We start from the raw sequence: 21,196 nt of genomic DNA on the forward strand, positions 1-21,196 counted from the left end.
AAACCTATCCATACCCTACAATTGTTATCATATTAATATTTATCCCTGGTGCTGCTTTCACTATTTCAGCCATAATATCATTTTTTACTTCGTTATTAATTGGCTTGGTAAAGCGTATGTTAATTTTGGCTGAAGGTGCGTGCGTTGACCAGTCATTCACTTTTTTTCCTATATCCTCTATTTTTTCAATATAATTTGCGTAAGTTGTTGTCAACATGTTTGTAGTCTTCACCTCTACAAGATCACCATTCAATAACTTCCATTCCACTGGACTTACTGCACCTGGAGGTCGATATTGAAATTCAGCTAATTGCGAAACAAACTCCGGTTTTGCTCCTACTTCGATTTCCCCAAGAATTCCTTTGATATTGCCGAAATTTCCTCCTTTTACATCGTGTGCTAATTTCTTTTCTACTTTTGCCAACTCGATTCCTGGCAATCCCCCTTGTTTTATTTTCCCAAGGCCATTAAACGTATCTTCCATATATTCTTTGGTAATTGTAAAATCTCCATCGGTTCGATTAATCAAGCTTTTTAGTGCGTTTTCTCCTCCTGGGCCGTGTTTCTGAACAACTCTTTCTGCGGATAAAATTCCTTCATCCGTGAGATTGGCAATCTTGACTCCAACAGCGGGACCCCGTTTTATTGTTTGGGCGCTGGCATCCACGATCTCACCGCGAATCAGTTTTCCATTGGAAAGCTGGTATTCGATGAAATCCACCCCTTTTTGCAATACTTTGCTTCCCTCGGCCAATCGATCCAAAATCTTGAAATCGGGGACTTTGTTCAGCAGGAATAGGCCGGCATGCCCGATCAACCCTACTGGAATGAGCGGGCTCGCAACATCTCCAGCCAGGAAAATGCTTTCAGCCCAGCATTTTCCGTTATTTATTTCATCGCCCCATTTGGTCAACCCGTTTTCGCACGTCCGGATGTCTTGACAGGTGGGGGTAACGAAATCGGCCATGCACTGCCCTAATTCATTGAGGGTGTAATCATAATCGAGGATGCATGTGCACAAATCCTGCGTGCTCCATGCCACCGAAATGGCATCGATGGCGGCCAATGCGAAAGGGGCCACTATGACTACCGCGGCCGGGATGAATAAGACATTTCCCGTGTAGGCTTGCCCTCCAAATCCAGGATCAGATGGTTTCAGGATGGATAGCGTCAAGACGACTTCCGATTGATTGACATCGGCAAGTGAATAGATTTGGTAGGCCCCTGTTCCGACTTCATTAGTGATTTTGTAGATGGCCCGCACCTCTCGGGATCCAAAATCCAGGTCCTTGATATAGAGCTGTCCAAACCCATTGGTATACCCTATTTCGTCCCCGTCTATTTCGACTACGACATTGGCGACCGGGTACCCATTTACGTTTTCGGCGCGTATGAGCAAATCCCCTTTCTCTTGAACCGGACAATTATCCAGATCAAAGTATCCATAGGCGTGATTTCCGCCCAGAAAAATAGGTTTGGTGGTGGGGGAGGACCCATCCGGGCAGGCGGCGGTTAACGTATAAGAACCATGTTTCTTGTTGATATCATGCTTTCCTTTCCCATCGGTCTTGCCGGATAGACTATTGTTTAGATAAATAGGGGCATTCCGAATGGGGGAATTGGAGTCCATCACAATCGCGTGGATTGTGCCTGTCCCAACGAGGTTGCATTGGGGGGCGCCTTCCGAGCAACCCGCTTCGCAATATTGGATGCTACAGGTACAGCCATTTTCAGGGTCGAAGGAACAACTGTTCAAGCGGTAATCGCCGAGGTAACAGGAGTTGTTGTAGAGGCTGCAGTCGTTCACCAATTCCATTTCCCCTAGATCCAGTTCGCCATAGAACAAGAAACACGCATTGTTCTGCGTGTCCGTGAGGGAGATGCGGGCATCGTTGAGAGTGACATTTAAACGGTAGCGATCGGAGGGGGATTGTAGCAGGAAATCGCCGAAGGAATTGGAAGTGGTATTAGTGATGAGGGTATTGTCGGTGCAGGCCCCCAAATCAAAAGGGAGGCCTGGAGATGGATTTCCTTGAGGGGTAATGGCTTTCCCTTGCACGACCGTGGTTTCGTGGAACTGCCAGATATTTCCTCCCAAAAAACCCGTCCCGAAGGGAGAGCAATCATTGGGGCCGGTGTCAAACAGCATCTCGCCCCAGGGTACCACCAGCTTCATTTTGTAATTGCTGGCACCGGCGGCGAATACGAATTTTCCATCCGCATCGGTTACGGCTGAGGTGACGAGTGAATCAGAACAGGTGGTGAGATTGATGGTGTAATTGGACAAGGGATTGGATAATTCATCTATCAGAAAGGCCTCATAGATGAAACCGTCCTGGCAAATATTTCCTTGGCACGCGTTGTAGAGACAATTGCTGTTTTGGGTACAGCTGCCCCCTGGATTGGTTTTACATGCTGATGGAATGCTTCCCCCGGGGGTGGAAATGTATTGCTCGTCGGCCAGGATGCTGCAAGATGTTCCAGATTGGCAGGATATGGGACCGTTCACGGTTTTGATGTCCGAATAGTTGGGACCAAAAGCCCCCAAAACCCAATACTCGCGCTCCGGTTGGGTCTGGGATTCACAATAATTGAATTTGGGGTTGACCACCCAGTAATCATCCCTTGGTTCATTGGGGGGACTATTAAGGATGGTGTGTTCAGCCCGTAAACCATCCGAATTATCGCAATCGTAATAGGCCTTCACGCGTGCCTCCCGATGGGATGGGAAGGCCGTATCGACCACGCATCCGGCGCCCGTGCAGATCTGATCGGGGACATCGACGCCGGTTAAGCATCCAAAATAATCATCCAGGATGCATGAATACTTTTTTCCGGCGGACACTGAATTGGGGATACTGAATGAGTTGCAGGAGGTGGAAGCGCATCCCGATCCGCCGCAACCGAGCGGGTCATAATAGCAGGCATCAAACACCCCGTCGTTGTTGTAGTCATAGCAGAGCATATCGGTGGATTCGCGCAAATTATAGGTAACGGGCCGGACTTTCGTGGAGGTGAAGGCAACTTGATCCAAGTTCGTGCTTGTACCATTACTGGTAGCGGCGTCCCAGGTATCATAATTTAGAATGAAAGGGGAGTAGGAGGCGGGGGCCATACAGTGAGATTGGGTGGGGGTATCGTAGACGCAATAGCGGGATTGACACTGGGAATCCAGCGCACACAAACTTCCATTGGGAAGGCCGGTGGAACATTGATTGTTGATGCAGGTGTTGGAATTGCACTGGGCATTTTCCGTGCAATAACTCCCATCCGTCCCATAGGTACAAATTTTGTTGCCGGATGTCCCTTTGCAGTCCACCCCCCCATTGTCGTTCCAACAATCGGGATTGGTTGTGCAGGCATTGTAAAGATTGTTCTTGCAGATGAGGGAGGTGGTGAACGAGGAGGAAGTGTAGGCGAGGTCGGCGTCGCAAACCTTTCCGGCTGAGCAGGCTTGGGAAACCCCATCATAATTGGTATGCGAATAGGTCCCCGCGCCCCCGCAGGTGTTCGCATAGATGATCTCATCCCCATAAGCGGTGGGGGATTGGTCCTGGTTGCAATGGATATAATAATCTGTCCGAGCGCCCCCGCAGACTCCGGATTGACACTGGCTACTATTGCTGCAGAGCGCGCCATCTGGGAGGAGCGATTCGCCGAAAACTTTGACGTCATCGACGTAGTATCCCGTGTAGGAATGGATAGAATTATCGGTTTCCATAACCAGATTCAAATATATCCTGCCTGAAGTGGAAGTAAACGGATATGATTTCTTTTGCCAATCCGAGTAGGTGTTATCGATGGTATCAATGGTTACCCAGGAGGTTCCATCGGCTGATAAATTTACACTGAGAAAATCATAGCCTGGCTCTACGTTCCCTTTCAGCCAGAATTCAAAAACAGTATTGGAATAGCCGCTTAGGTTGATTGGACCGTAAATCATATACGAATATTGATCATCATCGTAATTGTTCACGATGGTGTTTGCCACTTCCCGTTCCAATTTGACATTATCGACATATGCCCCTTCATATGTTATCGTGGAATCGCTCACGAAGTGGAATCCGTATTTGAATTGGGATGTCAACAAATTGCTTGGAATGGAACAGGATTTGGTAGTCCAACCAGGGCTACTACCAGAATATTCACATAAAACATACCATGAATTGCCATTATCCGGGGAAGCAATCACAAGAAGTTTGTCATAGCCGCTTTCCGTTTGATACCAGGTAGAAAAAGAGACGCGTGCGTTCAACCAGGAGGAAGCGTTGTAGGTCGTGTTCTTCGTGAAGAAAGCGGCCATGTCATTATCATACCTAAAAAGATATCCCGTGCTGCTATTCCCTGCCGAATAGGCGGATCCGGGGCTGGAGGAATACTTGTTGGTCGAATAACCCCAAAAGTCGTACCCACTATTGGGGTTGGCGTCCCAGGTGGACCAACCCGATATGGAACCGTTAAATAAATCGGTGATAACCGTATTCCATTGGATTCCGATGTCAGATGCCCATGCGCTCCATGAACCAAAATGCGATTGGGTGGATGTATCGTCCCAGTAATCCAATCCATTCCCCGAATCAGCATCTCCTACCAACCAGTTTCCGGGGAAGGCGCCTTCGAACGTTTCGTAGAAAATGGTGGTTGAGCTGAATAGAGCGGTGAGAAGATTAGGAGCGTAAAGGGGTAAAGTTGAGGAAGGAGGGAGGAGGCCCCCCTCTTCATCGCCAGCCGTCTTGGCAGGATCCGAAGAAGGGTTCGCTCCAGTATTCTGTTTGGGAATTATTTGGCCGTCTATCTCGACTATTTTATCCGGATGATCGATGGGAGGACCTGTTTGCGGTCCGATGTGGGGGGTTCCGGTGTCGAAGTCGCCAAGATCTTCACTCGTTTTTGGTTTTATCCTATCCAAAAAGGCGGAGATCAACCGGCGTAATTCAGGAATATCTTCCGGCCGCACTTCAAATTCTTCCGTGAACGTGGCGATGAAAAAATAATCGCACAAGCCCGTTTGGGGCAACCCGACTACGGAAGGATCAAAACAGACCTCGGCGGCCAACCCCATCATAGGTTCGGTGGGGGTGCCATTGCCTGAAGGAATCTCATTTTGTATTAATTCATCCTCCTTGGATGAACCAATTCCCATATCGGGGGGCGGATCGATTGAAATCGGGCGACCGCCGTGGAATTCTTCCGGAATCACCCCCAGAACTGTTTTGGAAGGATCGATGCGCCCGTCTTCCTTGTATGCGGTGACTAATTCATATTTCATCCCATCCAAGAAATCGAGGTGCAATAGTTTTTTTTCAACCCAATTGTCCGGAGAACCAATGGGATTGGCGTAGGTATTGAGGCCGAAGAGGGTGGACAAAAAATGCCCATCGACCCCGACGAACTCAGCCGGAACTTTTACTGCTTCATCTTCCCTTTTTGGAATTGACACGTTATAGAATGTGAATGACTTGTTCTCACCGGATGCATTCGTAAATATTCCTGAATACCCATCCAGGAGAACGAAATCATCCGCTTGGACCTTATCGATCGAGGGCGAGGCGAGAAAAACGCCCAGAAAGGCAATACCCAGGATGAGAAGAATCCCTATGGAATATTTCCATTTCATTAAGCCAACCAGGTTGCCCAAAGGGTTAAATACCTAGGGAAAATTTTTCATCAGAACCACGCGGCTTTTTTCCATTTCTCCCACAACCAGGTCGATGAGGCGGTTGCCAGATAGGTTTTCGAGCTGTTTCTCATACGTGAGGGGTTCGCTCACTAATAAGAGTCCTCTGGGGGAAATGAATTTTTGAATATCCAGGTCAGGAAAGCAGTGCCAGGCATCGAAGCATACGACTAAGTCGAAGCGTTCGGGAGTGTCGAAGGAGGAGGAGAGGATATAGTCAATGCCGTCCTGGCGGGGGGAAATGGCTGACTCGGAAATATCGACCCCGACGATTCGGGAAAAGGAATGGCCTTTTTCTAGGAAGAAGGATTCCAGCCAGGCTGGGCCGATGCCCAGGTCCAGGAGAGAAGAAGGAGCATGGGCAGTGAGTTGAGGATGTAAAAAAGGCCAGAAGGCCTCGTATTTGGCCCATTGAATGGGGCGGAAGTGGGATTGGTAATAGGTAGGGGTGAGGAATGGGGGCATGGCTGAAGGATGGGGAAAAGGGTTTTTTAGGAATTCAAAATGAAAGGTACCCTTTTAACGGGATCCGGGGTGGGTTTCAGGTATCGACGAATGGGTGTACGACAAAAGAGGTGTGGGGATGGAACTGGAAGAAAGGATTGACATCATGGCCTATCTCAAGGCCCGCTCGGAGGCCATAGACAGGGAGATGGAGAAGATCATTCCTCATCAGGCTACTTCGGAGTGGGCGGAAAGAATATTTGGAAAAGCCAGGTATGCGTATGATGTGGAAAGCCTCCAGGGAGCGTTGAACACCCCTATCTGGGATTTACTGGATCGGGGAGGAAAGCGATGGCGGCCTATTTTATTTCTGCTTTCTCTCGAAGCCGTGGGAGGAGACTCCCAAAAAAATCATCATTTTTCTGCCATATTTGAAATGGTTCACAACGGAACATTGATGATAGATGATATCCAAGACGATTCCCAACTCCGCCGTGGTAAACCGTGCACGTACAAAATCTTTGGGGTAGATGTGGCCATTAACGCCGGAAACGCAATGTATTATCTTCCCTATGTCCTTATCCGCGACGCAAAAGATTTTTCTCCTGAAAAAAAGAATCAACTCTTGGACATTTACATGCAAGAAATGCTTAATATCCATATCGGGCAAGGTATGGATATTATTTGGCATAAAGGACAAAAATATTCCATTTCAGAAAATGAATACCTACAGATGTGCGCGTACAAAACTGGCACACTAGCCCGTATGGCGGCCAGGATTGGAGCGGCTCTGGGAAATGGAACCGAGGAACAACAGCACGCGCTCGGAAAATTCTCTGAAACCATTGGGGTAGCCTTCCAAATCCAGGACGACATTTTGAGTTTGGTCGGAGAAGAGTTTGCTAAAGGAAAGGGAGTAGGGGAAGATATTCATGAAGGAAAAAGGACTTTAATGGTGTTGCACACGTTGAAAAATGGGAGTGAGGATGATAAAAAAAGACTCCTTGAAATACTGAACGCGCATCCTGAAGACGAAAAAACCATTCGAGAAGCCATATCCATTATCCAGAAATATGGGAGTATCGAATATGCACGGGAGAAAGCCAAAAGCCTCATGGAGCAATCCTGGAGGGACGTGGAAGCCGTTCTCCCGGAGAGCAATGCTAAAAAACACCTGCGGGCATTCGCTGCATTCTTAATAAACCGGAAGGTGTGACGGGAGCATGGACCTCCACACCGTTATTACCACTCATCGCACCCATATCGATTCGGCTCTGCAGGGATATTTCGAGAAAAAACATTTCGATTTGCGCGAAGCGGGAAGCGAGATTGCGGAAGAAAATTACATGGCGATGCGGAATTACATCCTGGGGAAAGGCAAACGGTTGAGGAGCGTGATGGCGCTGGTGGGGTATGGGGCCTGCGGGGGAAAGGAGGAGGAGAAGATGCTCCTCCCCGCGTTGAGCGTGGAATTCTTCCATAATGCCTCCCTCATCCTGGATGACGTGATGGATGAAGACAAAGCGCGGAGAGAGATTCCCGCGGCCCACCAGGTCACCGCTAACTGGTTCCGAAAGCGGTTCAAACGTAAAACATATCGCGGGTACCTGTTTGCCAATGAGGAATCGCGATTTGCCGTAAGTATGAGTACGATCGGGGCCAATATGCTGTTCTCGCTGGGGGCGCAGACGATATTGGATTCATCATTCGAAATGGAGAAGAAAGTGAAAGCCTTGCAAGTATATGAGAAAACTTACCGCCTCGTGAATTTAGGGCAGATGCTGGATATGTATTATGAGCACCAGAAGAAGGTATCGGCGAAGCAGTATTTGCGCATGGCTTACTTGAAGACCGGGGCCCTATTGGGAGGCGCCCTGAAAATGGGGGGAGTATTAGGAGGAGGAAGCGACAAGCAGTTGCGCGCGCTCGAGGATTATGCGTTGTACGCGGCGACCACTTTTCAGATTCAGGATGACATATTGGATGTGACCAAAGGAGCCAAAAAGGGACGGGTGCTGGGAAGCGACCTCCGCAAGGGAAAGACAACTATTTTGGTGCTTGAAGCCAAAGAAATGCTGGATAATGGGGATTGGGGAAAAGTGGAAAAAGTATTGGGGAATGAAAAAGCCACCAAAGCTCAAGTGAACGCCGCGATAAAAATCCTGCACGAGAAAGGAATCGTTGAGAGTGCCCGGAAGCTGGCCAAACAGAACGCCGAAAGGGGAAAAATAGCCCTCCGCCGCGCCCGACCCACTTTCACCAAGGAATACGTGCACATCCTCGAGCAATTCGCGGACTACCTAATGGAACGAAAGGCGTGAATTGGATTCTGAATTAGCCTAAAGGAATTATTATTCTGAACAGATGTCTCACACGCTTTCAAGCGACAGCTGCCTTTGTGTCACTTCTTTGGTGAAGTCGAATTCTTTTAAGGGTTTGAGGAGGAAGGTGCAGTCTCCGGGGTGAAGGGCGCGGCAGTCGGATTCGACGCATTCTACGTTCGAACCGAAGTATTCGGAGAAGGCCGCGGCGAGGATGGCGCGGTAGTAGTGGTCCACAGGGTTCTTCACGCGCCCCTGAAGATGCTTGGCGAGAGGGGAATGGGATACCACGACCACGGCGCGGTGGTTGGTTTCATCCACCTGGATATTGGTAGGTAATCCCCACCCGGAGGCGGCGAAAAACGTCTCCACGAGATCGAGGAATTTGGTTTTGGTGGCGCCCACTTTGAACTTGGGAAAAAGGTTCTTCTGGGAGGACTTTTTGAAAGCGTAATAGATGGCCTTGTTGATCGTGGGATCATCGAACTCGGAGAAACCGATTAACACTTCGGTGGGGACGATGACGAAGGGAATGTCCAGGACGGTGAAATTGTAGTCCTTGAATTTGAGTTGGGAGGTGAAGATGAACTTGTCGAAGAAATTATTGAGGATCATCCGGGTTCCCTATCCCGGGGATTTAACATCCCCTGCATGACACGCAGGGCTTCCACTTCAAGCGGCCAGACGATGAGCGCGTGGCCCACGCGTTTGGACATGAGTCGTTTTTTGTGGACGAGTTTCTTGATATGGTAAGTAATACGGGAGGAGAAGAGCCGCTTATCCTCCCGGGTGCGGATGGAATGACCTAAATATTCGGCCACTTCGAGGGAGGAAGTGGGCCAGCGGGCATGGACGATGGTCAAAATTTGATTTTCGATTGGAGAATAAGGAGAAATCGTCACGGGCGCCAACAGGATATCGGGCATGCCCGAAACATAACTGGCTAGTGATTTGGATTCCATCTGGGAATGTAAAAATGGGGGAGTATATTACCCTTTCCTTTGGCATGCCCAAAATTGGCCTATTTGGGAGGAATGGGGGATTGGGAAAAAACGTTCCACTGGTTTGAAAACATTGTAGAAGAATATGAAAATTTCGAAAAAAAAGAAGACTACAGGGGTTGCGGTGCAACCCCCACTGTAGCCCTTTGGCCCGGCCGCTCGCTAGCGGCCAATTCAAGCGGGCGATTAAATATTCGACTCTGAACTTTCCTCTACGGCGGTATCGAGTTCATCCAGATCACGCTGGAGATCTTCGAGTTCCTGGGTGGAGATATCATTGGCTCCTGTTCCCGTGCCGCTCGTGAAGGAATTCACAACCGTGTTAGGATCACTGGTTGTCAACCCCCCCGTGGGAGGCGTCACCGAATATTCGGGCTGAGCGCATCCTGCAAGGAGCAAGCTTCCCACAAGGAAGAGGCCCAATATTCCGATAGTCGTTGGTTTCATTATTGGTCACCTCCTGCGACGATGGTCTCGCCTGGTTCGCCGGTGGAATCGTTACCCGGGGACCCGGGTTCGATCACTCCTGCATTCACGGCGACTTCCACGTCCGTGAGGACCGCGGCGTCGTTGACCAGGATCTCATCCTGGACCTCGGCTTCGACCTCAACCTCCGCTTCCGTGTCATCCGGGATGGTGGCTTCGGCTTCAACGATCAATTCATCCTCATCCCCCACTTGCTTCCAGTGGTTCCAGATGAAGACCACGCGCTGCGTGGCGTGCACAGAAACTTTGGCCCATGCCCGCGTACTCAGGAAGGAGGCTCGGAGCTTCCCCGCATTTTCAGGGGTGGGATTGGCAATGAAAGTATCCCGCTTTTCCTGCAAGTCCGCGATGTGGGCATCCAATTTGTTGTTCAACCGGGTCAGCTTGGCCGTGAGGAATTGGATCTTTACAGACAACTGATTATCCTCGGATTGTTCGCCCAATAGTTGTAAGCGGGCGAGGAAGGAATCCAGTTTGGTCGACACGGATTCAGCATAGGTTAAGATGCGACCGGAGACCTCAATGAGATGGGCCTGGCGGAGGTCCCAAATGGCATTCTCGGCGTCCGCATCGACCTCATTGGAGGGCGCATCGGTGCAAGCCTCAAGTCGGCCCAGCAAGGATTCCAGGCGCGCGGCCAAGACAGTCTGTTCCTGGTCCTGGGCCACATTCATGGCCAAGCGCACACGCTCTTCCATCCACGCGCACGTGTCAGAGTCGCGCAGCTCATGAATGACCCATTTCTCTTCGAGCCTTTCGGCAGCACGGATTCGGATTTTTTCTCGAATTTCGACGCGATCATCCTTCAAACGGAATTCCGTTCGCAGGCGCTGCTCGATCCCAGCTTGGGCCAGCTCGGGCAGGCGGGTCGCACTCAAAATCTTGAATGTGGCATCGGCCGAGTCTTTGGAAGTATCGGTCGATTTGACATCGGAAATCTTCTCATGGTAGCGGATTTCCCATTCCTGCTTGTAGCGCATCTTTTCTGCTTCGCTTAGGTTCTCCCATTTCATCACGGTCTGGGCATCGATTTCCTGGAGCGCGAATAGGCCATCTCGCCCTTCGCCTCGCTCTGCCAATACCAGGCTCCCCAGGAATAGGGAGACCAGGAGGACCGCGAGCACGGGAATGATTTTCAAACGCATTATGTGTTCACCTCACTCGTGTATCACCGCATGGATGCGGAAACAGAGGTATTGGGGGCCTTTTCCCATATAAAGGTTTCAATGGGAAAACGAGTGGAATAAAAGCAATATGACCCAGAAACGGAAAATGGAGGCATTTTCTCAAGAGAAGGGATTGGCATCAAAAAGGGAGAGGAAGAAATATTGGGGGTATGCATTATGCCATTCGACCGGATACGCCCATCGCCGGGTTGCCTCATGACCTGCATGCCATCCATTTAGTACGGGCTATCTCCGCGCGAAAGATGGAAGCCGTGCTAAAGCACTGCCCGCATCTCGAAGAGATACGTGTATCCCCTTCCGTGCGGAAGCGGTTGTCCCCTCGAGTGAATACATTGCTTACAAAACACGCCATTAGGATTGGGGGTGGAGCTAAAGCGGGCCGAGCGCTGGGGATCAACCTCGCGACCGTGCAAGCCATCGCCGATCTGAAGAAGGATTTCCTCTCGGTGCGCGCCATCAGCGCCAAAGTGGGGGTGCCCAAGAGCACGGTGCATTATCTCCTGAAAAAAGCCAAACGCGAGAAGATAAGGAATGGGCGGCATGTAATCCACGTGGCGTGAATGATGATCATTGGAAGAGAACCAAAAAAAATTATTTTCCGGAATTTAATATCAATCGTTTCTTGACTCAAGCACCCCATCTTTTGGAAAACCTAATTTCCAAAACTGGGTTCGTTTTTTTGATCAAACTTTTTTATCTAGAGGAGGTTTTTTGATCAAACTTTTTTTCCAAAAAAGTTTGTTTTGATGAAACTTTTTATCAAATATGTTCGTTTTTTGATCAAACTTTTTCTTAAAAAGTTTGTTTTGATGAAACTTTTTCTTAAAAAAAGATTCGTTTTTTTGATCAAACTTTTTTTCCAAAAAAGTTTGTTTTAGTGCAAGCGGATGTGGGCGTGTTTGCCTTGCGCGCGGATGCGCATGAGGAGTTGTTTGGTGAAGAGGTCGATGAGCGTCTCTTCCGTCATGTAGGCAGGGATGTTGAGCTGCGCCGCGCGTGCATGCCCCCCCGCGTCACCATCGTGCTGTTGGGCGAAAGGGAGGATGATGTCGAGGATGTCAAGATCCAGGTCGTGGTGGAGTTTTTCGGAGACGCGGATGGAGCAGAGGATGTGGTGTGGGTCTCGCGCGTAGCCCACGGCGAGATCGGCGCCTAATTGGATGAAGGAGGAGGCAGCGAAAGCGGTGTGATAGGGGGCATGAATGAAAGCGAGGAGGTAGTCGCCCACTGTAAAAATCTTGGCGGCGCGAGCGGCCTTGAACAAGGCCAATCGATTGCCAGTAGGAGGTGGGGGGAATGCAAGGAGGAGGAGCTCTTCATATGTTTTCGGGCTCTTTTGCAGGAGGAAATCAAAGGTTTCAAAAGTATGCGGGTTGGCCACGGCGAAGCGCGCGGAATCCGCTAGGATGGCGGTGGCGAGGAGGGTGGCGAGAGTGGAGGGAAAGGACGCTTTCATGGCGCGGCCGATGCGCGTGACCATCTGGGCGGTGGCGATGGAATGCGGTCGGATAATGGGAATGGTTTTACGGGAGAACGAATGGAGAGCGGTGGAATGGTGGTCGATGAGGATAAGGGTTTTGGGATAGGTTGAGAGCGCGTGGGAAAGAGACCCTCCTTGTTGGGGGGAGCGGAAGTCCACGCACACAACGGCATCATAGGAGGCGAGGGAGGAGATGGTTTTGGGTTTGATTTGGAATGGTTGGAGGAGCGCGCTCACGGTGTTCAGAGGATCGGGAATGCCAAATGTGGTTTTGGAATAGGGAGCAAAAAAGAGGGAGAGAGCGTAAGCGGACGCGAGAGTGTCTAAATCAGGACGCGTGTGGGCGAGGAAGAGGACCTTCTTTCCCGTGAGCAGGGTTTTGAGGCGCTTGGCATCCGCGGCGCGGGGAACTCCCATATCAGGGTTTGTTGGCGTCCGAGGATTTAACGGTTTGGTCATTTGACCTTATTTGGGCCGCGCCCTGAGCGGCGTCGCTTTCAATTTGGGAGCGGAGGGTATTGAGCTTCTGGACGAGGGATTCCTCCTGCTTCTCCACCGACTTCAAACGGATGGATGAGGTTTCCTTCTGGTCGGCAAGCTCCTTCTTCACTTCCCCTTTTTCGCGCAAAACGAGGATGTTGCCCGCGGCCTTGTATACATTCGTTTCCTTGGTGCGCTCTATTTCTTCCAAGGATTTCTCGAGACCATTCACCAAGGCTTGCAGTTGCTGCTTCTGCATCGTTACGTTGATCAACGCCTGCCGCTGTTTCTCGAATTCCATTATTTTTTCTCGGATATCCTGTGCCATGTTCCATCTCTCCTGTCTGTATGAATCGCTTAAGAATAAATAATCATCAAAGGGTCGACAACCCCTTCAAGAAATCCGCTAACCCCGTGTAGGTGGCGGTGGAGGCTGTCAATGCGGGCGAGTGCACGGCTTCGATGTGGATGAGAAGGCGGTTTTTTTCACTTGTGATGTGGGTGCGGGCATTCCGTTCGTGGGATTTCCCGGTTTCCAATGAAAGGGCGGCCTGGGCCGCCGCCGCCTCGCGGGGGGAAGAAAACATTTTTTTTAGTGTGCGTGCGGGCATGGGGATCAACGGGCCTGCACTTTTTTCTCGACGGGGGCGCGGACCTTGTAGAAAATCTTGTTCCCGCAATTGGCACACCGGACTAAACCAATGGGGAGCTGATCGAACTGATGAAGGCATTTGCTGCATTTGTACATGGTTAATCATCTCCTTCCGCGGACTTGGGCTCGGGCATTGTTTGGGTTTTGGTTTTGGTTTTTGGAGAAGGGGAAAGGGCATTAGAGGGTTGGGGATCCATGGGCGCAGGAGATTCGTCGGGGAAAGGGGTTATTTCCTTTGAGGGCTTGGCGGGCGGCTCGTACACGGCCGCGAGCTCCTCGAGGAGGGAGGCGGAGAAGGCTTTCTGGGCGACCATCTTGGCCACAATGCTCCCGGAAAGGGTTTGGGGATAGTAGGCGCCGCCGGCATACTTGGAGTGGCACTTGGTGCAGGAAAAGATACCCGTGGACACCCTTTTCACACGGGAAAACCCACATTTGGGGCAGATATGCTTGATTCGTTGCTTGGCTTCCACGAGATCGAAGCGCCGGCGCACCGCGACCCCGTAGCGGGATCCAAATTTGGAGGAATAGCGGGTGCGTTTTTGTTTGACCATGGGTGTGCTCCTGAATGAAACCCCCCGAAAAACCTTTTTAAACCTTCAAGCGTTTCCGGAGGGTTTTGGCATTCGCGAGGCCCATGTCGAGAGTTTGTTCCAATTCGCTGGGGGAAAAGGATCCCGAACCCCCTTTCTGGAAGGCACAAAGAATTCCTTTTTCAGTGCTCCCGAAAGAGAAGCGGGCACTCTGGGCGTGCTCTTCCGTGCGGCGCGGGTCGGCTAAAATGAGACCAGCCGCTTTGGAATGGGTGGTTAATAGGGGTTGGTTGGCCAATTTGAGATTGCCCGCATATTCGTAATCAACAATTTTTCCATCCTCCACTTTAGGAAGCCGGGTTTGGTTCAGGGACAGAAGCGCCGCCATGGAAGCGGCATCGAACATGTTGCCATCGTCATTGAGGGCGTACATGTCGATGAACATCATGAGCACCTGCTCCCCGGGGATCAAGCATAAGGAGGCGGTGTCGATGGCGTGGCTTTCTCTAATACAGCGGTCAACCACCCGGGCTAATTCAACCTCTTTGGGTTGGGGAGGACCGACTTCATACTGGGGAGAAGCGAGGGGCGTCAATTCCAATCCCACGGCGATGGCCCCCTCATTAGGGGTGTCGGGGTAAGGGGTTCCAATCCCGAATTTCACGCCGGCGATGACATCCGTTTTTCCTAATTGGACGCGCGCGGAACCATTCGCATTCTGACTCACACCTGTCTGGAATGAAATATCCCTATATTCGTCCAAGGCCCGGCCGTCCTCGCGCTTGCCACCGCGCAAAGAAACCAAGGTTTTGGCGCTCTGGAGTTCTACCAATACATCAATCTGCGTCATATGAGGTCACCTTCACTCCTTTTCCCCGAAAGATTCATTCTCTTCGGGTTGTTCGTCCTGGATATAATCAGCGGCCCCAAACGAGAAGGGGTCCTTCTCGGGGGGATGCTCATGCGTTCCTTGGGCGGATGGGTCGATGGGAGGAAGATCCTCATACCCCTCCACGGGAGCGGGGGCGGCGCGGGAAAAGGATTCCTTGAGGGCTTCCTTCTGCAACGCATAAATGGATTCGATGTTGCTCTGAGCGAGGTCCATCAATTTTGAAAATTCCTCGCGGGTCATCTCCCCATCCATCTGGAGCAAAGTCACTTCTTTGGAATTGGGGAGGAAAGACACCGCCATGTCAATGGCGTCGGGGGCGTCTTCCTCGTGCTTGTTGAGGTCCACGAGGAGATGGCCATCGGCCCTTCCCACGGTTATCCCGGTCACGAGATCCCGCATGGGAATGCCCGCATCCGCTACCGCCACCGCGGCCGCTGTCAAGCAGGCGATGCGCGTGCCCGCATTGGAATCCAGCACCTCCACGAAGATGTCGATGGCGGTATTGGGAAATCTTTCAAGGAAGATGGCGCGCTCGAGGGCCTCTCCCGATACTTTTGAAATTTCGATCTCGCGCCGACCGGGGCGAGGATTTTTTCTCTCGGATACCGAGAAGGAGGCCATGCGGTAGGTATAGCGCACGATGGCGCGGTAGGGGTTGGAATGGTGTTTGGGAAGACATTCCCGGGGACCATTCACGGCGACCATTACTTTGTTTTGGCCCCATTCGAGGTAGCAGGAGCCATCGGCATTGGGAAGGATTCCTGCCTTTATTTTAATGGCGCGCACATCATGCACGCCGCGGCCATCCATGCGCTTGCCGCTCTTATCCACCCAAACGGATTTGGGGTCATTGTCCCCTTTGGGACTTTTTTTGGTTTTCGGAGTTGCCATATCGTTTTCACCTATGAATCGTTTTGTAAGATTGAATGATGTTATTCGAATGTGGGATCCTCATCCCCGCGAACGCGGTCGTCCCGGGGAAACCTTTTCCGGGGAGGGAAACGATTGCTATCCCGAGGAGGAAAAGAATTTTCTCGGCGTGAATCCGGGCTTTGAGAATACCCTTCCCCGAACGAACGGCGAGGACGAAAGTTGTTGGAGGGAGGGCGGCGATCATTCCCTCGGTAATTGGAGGGCGTTGAGCGTGGGCGGAAGGAGGAAGAACCAAAACTCCGGCGATCCCCTCGAGGGGGGCCGCGGTGGTCGCCCCCACGAAAACCGCCTCGTTGGGGGGGACGGGAATAGCCATGGACATCGAAGGACGCTTCATTCAGCGGGCCTTGCGTCCCGGGGAGACCCGTGCCTGTTTTGGCGGCGAGAAACTGTTGAATATTCTGTGTCAAGTGGTCGACGTGCGCATAGGTTTCCACGCGCAGAAGGGCTTCCTTGGCGAGAGCAATATCTCCTCCCTGAAGGAAGATGAACCCATTTCTTCCCACCATAATGTGAGCGCCGGTGCCATTCCGGATGACATTGAGCATGGACGCATTCTTCCCTATGATCCGGGGAACCTTCACGGGAGTCACGCTCACGACATCCCCTTCAGGAGAGAGGGATTTGACCATGCCTATTTCGGCCTCGTTGACTTCATTTACTTTAACGACTTTAGCTGAAATAACCCCCCCTATTTTGAGAGGGTCGCGGAGATCCTGCTTGGAGACGAAGGTGGGGTAGAAGGAGTTGATGTCGACATCATACCCCGCGAACCGCTCGCTCCGGACGATGCCTATGACCACGTCTTCAGACATGGGGAGGTAGCGCCCGCGCAGGGGAACGACGGAAATGCGATCTTCGGTTTCATTCTTGATGCCTAAGACATCCGAATAAATGCGATCATGAAAGGCATATACATGGGTTCCCATCTGCTTGAGGTGTTCGCTCACCATCTCGCCGGGCACCACAATCTCTTTGCTCATAACGGTCTCACTCCTCTGGGGTTATCTGGATTAAGGTTCATTTTTGGATTAGTTTGGTTACGACCTCACCTTTCGTGGCGTGGTTGAGGCGGTCGAAGAGTTCCTGCTTCATTCCACCCGGGATCTCGACGAGGGCCACTAAACTCCCATCGGATTGCCATTCCTGTTGCTTCAACCCATAGGAATGGAGTACATTCAGGGCGGCCCCCGCATACTGGGGGGGGACTTTGACCCCCACGGTGATCTTCTCCATTGAAATGGGGAGGATCTGCCTGAGCTTGGGGATAATATCATTCACCTGGGAGGTTACATCTTTAAACTCATCCACATGAACCTTGGCCTCCTCCAAGGCATGCTCGATGCGGAGGGGCGGGTGAGGGGTGTTGGTTTGGGGGTTGAAGGCGTTTTGGGCGATGAAGGCAATGATCTGGCGGCGCTTCTCCTCGCGAAGATGCTTCCGCTGCTCGGTAGTTAACTGGACCTCGCCATCCTTAACAATCTTGAGGGCAATCTCCCGCGCATCCTTGGTTCCAAAGGCGTGTTGAAGGTCGCTTTCGGTGGCCTCATCCCCGGCCCTGGCATCCACGAATATCTTTTCCACAGCGAGAAGGTCATGGTTGCTCACGGTTTGCCCGCGGCGCACCTGGAGAGCGAGATCCGGGTCGACGAGGACCTCGAAACGGGTTCCGCTCTTGGAGAGGCGGGCGATCACAGCATCTTCGAGTTGGACCATAATGGGTGCTTCATTTGGCATATCCATTCCGGGAAAATAATTCCTCGGAATGGTTTCCAATGGGGGATGGGTGAATGGGTATATCGTTAATATCTTTTTGATTCGTTATATCTTTTTGAGAGGAGAGGGGATCACTCCGCCGATTCCCCTTTTGAACCCAGGATGGATTTCAATTCGCTCTTGGCAAAACGCTGGAATGGCTTTCCCGCTTCGATGTAACCAAAATCCACGCGGTCGAGGCTCAATTTGGTGCCTTTGGGCATACTGGATTCAAGAGCGTTATACACCAGCCTCGCCGCCGGATCACGAGCGGTGTGGGGGGAATAGTTTTTCTCGAAGAAATCCATGACTTCTTTACGACCGGAGCCCACGGCGACCGCCATGTATTCGGCCAGCGCCCCCGAGGGTTCCGTTTCGAACAACCGCGGCCCGGACTCATCCACGCCCCCGATGATGAAAGCCACCCCAAAAGGGCGCATCCCCGCGTATTGGGTGAAGGCCTGCTTCACGGAAGAGATGTCTTTGGCTAACGTCTCCACGTGGATGGGATCATCGTAGAACATGATGTTTTCCTGGGCCCGCTGGCGCGCTCCCTGAATGAGACGCCGGGCATCCCCCACTAACCCCGCTGAGACCGCGGCGATGTGGTCATCGATCTTGAATAATTTTTCGATGGAATCCGGAAGGATAAGTTTGCTCGTGACATTCTTATCGGTACCAAAAACAACGCCCCCTTTGTATACGCAGGCCGCTCCCGTGGTGCCCTGCTGGACGATTTTGGAAGCATACTCCACTTGGTACAACCGGCCATCCGGACTGAACATGGTGGCCGAACGGTCATAAGCAGCTGATTTGGCGGAACCGGGATACATGAACGCTTTCTCCTGGGGGTATGTGGGAAGTGACGCCGGATTAGTTTAAAAAGTCCCCTTTCACGTGCCTGAATCCAAGCGCGGCCGGAGGGATTTGATAGTACCACTCGTCTGGAGGGTCCGGAGAACGGCTTTTTTTCCGGCGAAAGAGGAAACGAGCACGAGGGCCGCGATGAGGGCCTCCTTGGAAGAATGGGCACAGCGGAGAATCCCCATTCCCGAATGAGGATTAAATGAAATGAGCTTCACGCGGTGGGGGGGAAGGCCTAACGTGCCGAAGCATTGAAGGAGATGCTGGTGCAATGTTTTGGCCAAATCATCCCGGGAGATTTTTTCTATATTTTCCACGCGCACGCGAAACAGGATGTATCTCTTTTTTCCCCGCCGGGACAAAGGGATGGTGGACACTTTTTTCTTCTGGATGCGGGCCATGAGGACACAATCTCACGTGGAGGATTTAATGACGGGGGATAGGCGCTTTTTCGTTCCCAGGAAATGGGAGAAAAGCGCCTGTTCTTCGGGAGCGGTTATCCGCTCATGGGGTTCCAAAGCGAAACTGGCGATGCGCGCGGGAACCCTGGATTTGTGAAGGAGGCGCGCCAGCTTCTGGAATTCCAACAGCGCCGCCGTATCTTTTTGGGATATGGCGCGTTGAATATCCCGCACCGAAAAAACAACCCCCATCCCTTTGACTCTGGCCGCATTCATCCACCCCGCGTCCAGGATGGGTTTTGAAGAAATGGAAACGTAAACGGAATGAATACCCTTGAGCTTCAATGCGTCAAAAGCCGACTGGAGGGAATGCACCTGCCAAATGATGGGAATCTTTTTGGAAAACGCGCGCTGAAGCTGCGCGTGATCCCCTTGCGTGAGGAAAAGAAATTTAGGGTGAGACACATACTGGTGAGTTTGAGCCTCCTCCACGGAATGAAACAGAATCCCCTGCGGGCGCGTGGCATCGTGCAAGGCGGAAGGGTAGATGAGGTCTTCGAATGGCATTAATAAAAAAGCGTCGGGAAGTTTAAGGGATTACGCCCTACTTGGCCTTTCGGTTGTGAGCGCGCTGGGAGGGGCGGACCTTTTCAGTGCCGCGTCTTCCCGCTGGCTTTCGGAGGCCGCGACTTTTTCGGGCCGCGCTGGTCTTGCCGCGAAACACTCTTTTGGTGTGCTGGGGCATGGCGATCCAATTCAAATCCTTGTCGGCGCGAATGGACGGGTTATGCGGGTCCACGAGGATGACTTCGAAGAATTTATGGCGACCATCCTGGGCAACCCAGTAGGAGTTGAGCACTTCCATATTGGGATGACCGCGGGCGGCGCGCTCCTCGGCCATGGCCTGGATGTTCTTGCGCCGGGTGATCTTATTGACCCCCATCCGCTTGGGTTTGCGGCCGCGATTAGGACGGAGAACCAGACCGCCGCCTCGGCGGATACGCATGCGAACGACAATGATGCCGGGTTTGGCTTTGTAGCCTAATGCCCGGGCGCGGAAGATATTGGTGGGCTTATCGAGCGTCACGGAACTCGTGAGGGCGCGGCGGTAGGACATGAGACGAGAGCGATAGAGTTGTCCATAGTCCGTGTCAGAGGCCGAATCATATTGTCGCGCGGATTGCTGACGCAAGGCGTTTTGAACATGGGCACGGAGGGACATGATGGAGGAAGTCGCCTTGGAAACGCTTATAAACGCCTCTCTCAGGACACCGAACGTCTCTCTCAAGACGCCGAAACCGTGAAATTCTTATCCGGCGAAATACCTACATTCCCCACCGTGTCAATCGCCAACACTTTATAGGTATGCGCCCCTACGGGAAAGGTGGAAACATAATTGCACTGGGAAATCTTCACCCTCTGGTTGCAGGATTTCTTGAGAGCTTCATCCACGTAAATTTCCACTTGCGTCAAGCCCGAACGATCCTCCACTAAAGCGGAGAGGGTGACATTCTGGTTCACCTTGGGATTGGCCGGGTCATGGAATACCGAGATACTGGGGGGAAGGGTGTCATTGGTCTGGAAGGCCGTCTGGATGTCGAGGATAAAGTAGTCCCGCTCGGGTTCGTAACCTACACTCCCATCCCGGAATGTGGCTTTAGCATAGTAATTCAGTGTCCCCACTTCCACCTGTTCCCATTTGGCGGTGCAAGGGTCATTTGTACACGGGGTGGTGACCCATCCCCCGTGCTGGCGGATCCAAATCTCCATGCGCTCCACTTGCGCGGGAAGAGTAGTGGAGGCCGTGAACGTAACGGTGTCCCCCGCGAGTGGTTGAGAAGGTTCATAGGTGATGGACACCTTTGGGGTAAATGGAAGGATGGGGGGATTCGTATTGGGAGGCTCGATGGGAGGCTGATTGGTGGGGGGAAGGATAGGGGTTTGCTGGTCCCCGGGATTGGAGACGCAGCCCAGGAAGAAAATGGCGATGAGGGGAAGCAAGAGGAGCTTATTCATACCCAGCGAAAGGGAGTGGAGTATAAATGAGTTTCCTCGAGGGCCGGGTTGAGGAAAAATAAGGAATACCGTGC

The 21,196-nt window shown here is 51.8% G+C and carries 21 protein-coding genes and 2 pseudogenes; 3 read left to right on the forward strand and 20 right to left on the reverse strand.

Going from position 1 to position 21,196, the window contains the following annotated elements; all coding sequences use genetic code 11:
- Positions 1-4: 4 nt before the first annotated feature.
- On the reverse strand, positions 5-5,617 hold the full coding sequence (locus tag Q8P05_02505) for a hypothetical protein (GenBank protein ID MDP2666348.1): 5,613 nt from the start codon (positions 5,615-5,617) through the stop codon (positions 5-7).
- 33 nt (positions 5,618-5,650) lie between these two features.
- A complete protein-coding gene (locus tag Q8P05_02510) occupies positions 5,651-6,142 on the reverse strand; it encodes a class I SAM-dependent methyltransferase (GenBank protein ID MDP2666349.1) in 492 nt (163 codons plus the stop codon).
- 118 nt (positions 6,143-6,260) lie between these two features.
- Here Q8P05_02510 and Q8P05_02515 point away from each other — a divergent pair, with 118 nt between their 5' ends.
- On the forward strand, positions 6,261-7,337 hold the full coding sequence (locus tag Q8P05_02515) for a polyprenyl synthetase family protein (protein MDP2666350.1): 1,077 nt from the start codon (positions 6,261-6,263) through the stop codon (positions 7,335-7,337).
- A gap of 7 nt (positions 7,338-7,344) precedes the next feature.
- The gene (locus tag Q8P05_02520; protein ID MDP2666351.1) at positions 7,345-8,442 is read left to right on the forward strand and encodes a polyprenyl synthetase family protein; all 1,098 of its coding nucleotides are present in this window, start codon (positions 7,345-7,347) and stop codon (positions 8,440-8,442) included.
- Between the two features lie 48 nt (positions 8,443-8,490).
- Here Q8P05_02520 and Q8P05_02525 read toward each other — a convergent pair whose 3' ends face one another.
- The 4 genes from Q8P05_02525 to Q8P05_02540 all read right to left on the reverse strand — a co-directional run bounded on the left by Q8P05_02525 (position 8,491) and on the right by Q8P05_02540 (position 11,074).
- Entirely contained in the window at positions 8,491-9,057 is a 567-nt protein-coding gene (locus Q8P05_02525) for a 4-vinyl reductase (GenBank protein ID MDP2666352.1), read from the reverse strand.
- The gene (locus Q8P05_02530) at positions 9,054-9,404 is read right to left on the reverse strand and encodes a hypothetical protein (protein MDP2666353.1); all 351 of its coding nucleotides are present in this window, start codon (positions 9,402-9,404) and stop codon (positions 9,054-9,056) included. Before Q8P05_02530 ends, Q8P05_02525 begins: the two co-directional genes overlap by 4 nt.
- Before the next feature lie 225 nt (positions 9,405-9,629).
- The gene (locus Q8P05_02535) at positions 9,630-9,890 is read right to left on the reverse strand and encodes a hypothetical protein (protein MDP2666354.1); all 261 of its coding nucleotides are present in this window, start codon (positions 9,888-9,890) and stop codon (positions 9,630-9,632) included.
- Positions 9,890-11,074 carry a hypothetical protein gene (locus tag Q8P05_02540; protein MDP2666355.1) on the reverse strand — a complete coding sequence of 395 codons (1,185 nt, stop codon included), beginning with the start codon at positions 11,072-11,074 and terminating at the stop codon, positions 9,890-9,892. Before Q8P05_02540 ends, Q8P05_02535 begins: the two co-directional genes overlap by 1 nt.
- A 191-nt stretch (positions 11,075-11,265) precedes the next feature.
- On the opposite strand from Q8P05_02540, the gene Q8P05_02545 reads away from it, so the two are divergent.
- The gene (locus tag Q8P05_02545; GenBank protein MDP2666356.1) at positions 11,266-11,676 is read left to right on the forward strand and encodes a hypothetical protein; all 411 of its coding nucleotides are present in this window, start codon (positions 11,266-11,268) and stop codon (positions 11,674-11,676) included.
- Positions 11,677-11,990: 314 nt separating this feature from the next.
- Here the strand turns inward: Q8P05_02545 and Q8P05_02550 are convergent, their stop codons facing one another.
- From Q8P05_02550 to Q8P05_02615, 14 genes and pseudogenes are all read right to left on the reverse strand, one after another.
- A complete protein-coding gene (locus Q8P05_02550) occupies positions 11,991-13,013 on the reverse strand; it encodes a DHH family phosphoesterase (protein MDP2666357.1) in 1,023 nt (340 codons plus the stop codon).
- A 1-nt stretch (position 13,014) separates the two neighbouring features.
- Positions 13,015-13,404, reverse strand: coding sequence for a prefoldin subunit beta (locus Q8P05_02555; GenBank protein ID MDP2666358.1), 390 nt, complete (start codon positions 13,402-13,404; stop codon positions 13,015-13,017).
- A 46-nt stretch (positions 13,405-13,450) separates the two neighbouring features.
- The gene (locus Q8P05_02560) at positions 13,451-13,687 is read right to left on the reverse strand and encodes a KEOPS complex subunit Pcc1 (protein MDP2666359.1); all 237 of its coding nucleotides are present in this window, start codon (positions 13,685-13,687) and stop codon (positions 13,451-13,453) included.
- Positions 13,688-13,692: 5 nt separating this feature from the next.
- Entirely contained in the window at positions 13,693-13,824 is a 132-nt protein-coding gene (gene rpoP, locus Q8P05_02565; GenBank protein MDP2666360.1) for a DNA-directed RNA polymerase subunit P, read from the reverse strand.
- 215 nt (positions 13,825-14,039) lie between these two features.
- A pseudogene (locus Q8P05_02570) lies at positions 14,040-14,282 on the reverse strand (50S ribosomal protein L37ae).
- A gap of 37 nt (positions 14,283-14,319) precedes the next feature.
- Entirely contained in the window at positions 14,320-15,111 is a 792-nt protein-coding gene (locus Q8P05_02575; protein MDP2666361.1) for an exosome complex protein Rrp42, read from the reverse strand.
- Positions 15,112-15,261: 150 nt separating this feature from the next.
- Positions 15,262-16,044, reverse strand: a pseudogene (locus tag Q8P05_02580) (exosome complex exonuclease Rrp41).
- Between the two features lie 41 nt (positions 16,045-16,085).
- Positions 16,086-17,069 carry a hypothetical protein gene (locus Q8P05_02585; GenBank protein ID MDP2666362.1) on the reverse strand — a complete coding sequence of 328 codons (984 nt, stop codon included), beginning with the start codon at positions 17,067-17,069 and terminating at the stop codon, positions 16,086-16,088.
- Between the two features lie 37 nt (positions 17,070-17,106).
- Positions 17,107-17,823: a ribosome assembly factor SBDS gene (locus Q8P05_02590; protein MDP2666363.1), complete on the reverse strand. Its 717-nt coding sequence runs from the start codon at positions 17,821-17,823 to the stop codon at positions 17,107-17,109.
- Positions 17,824-17,933: 110 nt separating this feature from the next.
- A complete protein-coding gene (locus tag Q8P05_02595; protein ID MDP2666364.1) occupies positions 17,934-18,674 on the reverse strand; it encodes an archaeal proteasome endopeptidase complex subunit alpha in 741 nt (246 codons plus the stop codon).
- A 60-nt stretch (positions 18,675-18,734) separates the two neighbouring features.
- Complete coding sequence (locus tag Q8P05_02600) at positions 18,735-19,106, reverse strand: Rpp14/Pop5 family protein (protein ID MDP2666365.1); 372 nt, start codon at positions 19,104-19,106, stop codon at positions 18,735-18,737.
- 12 nt (positions 19,107-19,118) lie between these two features.
- Positions 19,119-19,673 carry a hypothetical protein gene (locus Q8P05_02605; protein MDP2666366.1) on the reverse strand — a complete coding sequence of 185 codons (555 nt, stop codon included), beginning with the start codon at positions 19,671-19,673 and terminating at the stop codon, positions 19,119-19,121.
- A 37-nt stretch (positions 19,674-19,710) separates the two neighbouring features.
- A complete protein-coding gene (locus Q8P05_02610; GenBank protein ID MDP2666367.1) occupies positions 19,711-20,328 on the reverse strand; it encodes a 50S ribosomal protein L15e in 618 nt (205 codons plus the stop codon).
- Between the two features lie 62 nt (positions 20,329-20,390).
- A complete protein-coding gene (locus Q8P05_02615) occupies positions 20,391-21,122 on the reverse strand; it encodes a hypothetical protein (protein MDP2666368.1) in 732 nt (243 codons plus the stop codon).
- Positions 21,123-21,196 lie beyond the last annotated feature (74 nt).

The organism is Candidatus Diapherotrites archaeon, from assembly GCA_030688545.1.
In the GTDB taxonomy this organism is placed as follows: Archaea; Iainarchaeota; Iainarchaeia; order Iainarchaeales; family VGJJ01; genus VGJJ01.